Source organism: Aeromonas aquatilis (assembly GCF_054052405.1).
The window spans coordinates 1-1,867 of sequence record NZ_JBSTYP010000131.1 but is presented as its reverse complement, the minus strand read 5'-3'; the positions used below and the strand labels follow the sequence as shown (position 1 = coordinate 1,867).

Annotated in this window: 4 protein-coding genes; all 4 read left to right on the top strand. The window is 59.2% G+C overall.

Annotated elements, in window-relative coordinates:
* On the top strand, nt 1-212 hold a 212-nt coding region (locus ACW5W8_RS23575; RefSeq protein ID WP_498630846.1), incomplete at its 5' end, for a hypothetical protein.
* The gene (locus tag ACW5W8_RS23570; protein ID WP_498630844.1) at nt 148-552 is read left to right on the top strand and encodes a nitrous oxide-stimulated promoter family protein; all 405 of its coding nucleotides are present in this window, start codon (nt 148-150) and stop codon (nt 550-552) included. The genes ACW5W8_RS23575 and ACW5W8_RS23570, both read left to right, overlap by 65 nt.
* A gap of 112 nt (nt 553-664) precedes the next feature.
* Complete coding sequence (locus tag ACW5W8_RS23565; protein ID WP_498630842.1) at nt 665-1,162, top strand: GNAT family N-acetyltransferase; 498 nt, start codon at nt 665-667, stop codon at nt 1,160-1,162.
* A gap of 97 nt (nt 1,163-1,259) precedes the next feature.
* Complete coding sequence (locus tag ACW5W8_RS23560) at nt 1,260-1,727, top strand: outer membrane lipoprotein (protein WP_005340126.1); 468 nt, start codon at nt 1,260-1,262, stop codon at nt 1,725-1,727.
* The last annotated feature ends 140 nt before the right edge of the window (nt 1,728-1,867 follow it).

Genomic DNA, 1,867 nt, shown 5'->3' with positions numbered 1-1,867 from the left:
AGGCTGGGGTATCCATGATGGTAGACCTCAAGGTGATGGCCTACTTCAAGCTTAGCCTTTCAACACGTAATTGGGACATAGCCTTTTTTATCCCCCCTTTTGACCTGTATCAACACCCCAAGCGAGCAGGTCAGGAGAATGGCGGCCATGAAAAGTCATCATGCCAGCCCAGCCCGGGGCTCACACGCCGCAGTCAGCAAAAAGGCGAGTGACCATCCCAGACTCATGCGCGAGCAGCAGACGGTCAGCGCCATGATCCGCCTCTACTGCCAGCACCATCATCAGGATCCCCATTGCCGCCACTGTCGCCAGTTGCGGGATTTCGCCCATCAGCGCCTTCGTCGCTGCCGTTACAACCATGGCAACAAACCCACCTGCGCCAACTGCAATATCCACTGCTACGCCCCGGCGATGCGCAAACAGATCCAGCAGGTGATGAAGTGGAGCGGCCCGCGCATGCTGCTGCGCCACCCCTGGCTCACCCTTCGCCACCTGCTCGACGGCTTGCGCAAAGCCCCCAAACAGCCCCAGAGCCGGCCACTGCCACCATAACCGCCAATCCCTTGCATCAGGCAGGGGATGACCACTACCCTATGACTCCTTTTCTGCCGTTGGCCCAACCGTCAGCGGCGTTGCCGATCCGTTTGTTGTCGATGGAGTCCTGATGCACCACAATCCGCCCCTGCTACGCACCGCCACCCACCAAGACATGCACGCCATCTGGCAGATCGATGCCAAGGTCTTTGGCGAAGATGTCTATCCCGCCTTCTTCTTCCGTCAGGCGATGGATCTCTGGCCCGAGCTGCTGCTGGTAGCCGAGTACGAGGGGCATCTGGTCGGTTATGTGCTGGGTGGTTTCGGTCAGGAGCAAGCCAAAGGGTGGGTACTCTCTCTGGCGGTGCTGCCGGAAGCCCGTGGTTTCGGCCTGGCCGAGCGGATGATGCGTCAGATGGAGACCAACATGGAGGGGCTGCAGATCAGCGAACTGCGGCTCACGGTCGATCCGGCCAATCCGGCCCAGCGCCTCTACTACCGGCTCGGTTACACATTGCAGGCGGAAGTAGCCAACTATTTCGGCCCCGGAGAAGACCGTCTGCTGCTGGTTAAAACCCTCTCCGGTACAGCTGCGATTCAAGGACAAAACCGGTTACAGAACGCATAATTGGTTACATTTTGCCGATTTCATGTGTGACGGGGTTGGAGTAAAGTTCACTCATCAACCGGATTGTTCAAATTACGTGCAGCCCAGGAGGCCCACCATGTTGAAGCGTATGACCCTTATTGCCCTGCTGGCAGCGACCACCATCACCGGATGCGCCAACAGTGACGTTTACTCTGGCGATGTCTACACCAAAGACCGCGCCAAGCAAGTGCAGACCGTCAGCTACGGCACCATCATCTCCACCCGCCCGGTGAAGATCCAGGCCGATGAGAACTCCCTGATTGGCACCATTGGCGGCGCCGTAGTCGGCGGCCTGCTGGGCAGCACAGTCGGTGGCGGCACCGGACGCGACATCGCAGCCGCAGGCGGCGCCATCGCCGGTGCAGCGGCAGGCAACGCCATCGGCAACAAGATGAATCAGGTCGACGGCGTCGAGCTGGAGATCAAGAAAGAGAACGGCGAAGCCATCGTGGTGGTGCAGAAAGCCAGCCCCACCTTCACCCCGGGCGCCCGTGTACGCATGACCCAGGGCAATGGCAGCATCAACGTGGCCGTCGTGAACTAAGAGTGCGAACTAAGAGTTCGAACTAAACGCGCCACCGCGCTCGCACCATAAAAAAAGGCTATGTCCCAATTACGTGTTGCATGGGGTGCCCCAGCGCCTCATGCAAACATGCTTTGATATTCACGCCCCTCCCGTAACGC

Bases quoted from the DNA above. Each gene is read 5' to 3' on its own strand.
- ACW5W8_RS23570 (WP_498630844.1), top strand. From the start codon at position 148: ATGAAAAGTCATCATGCCAGCCCAGCCCGGGGCTCACACGCCGCAGTC.
- ACW5W8_RS23565 (WP_498630842.1), top strand. From the start codon at position 665: ATGCACCACAATCCGCCCCTGCTACGCACCGCCACCCACCAAGACATG.
- ACW5W8_RS23560 (WP_005340126.1), top strand. From the start codon at position 1,260: ATGTTGAAGCGTATGACCCTTATTGCCCTGCTGGCAGCGACCACCATC.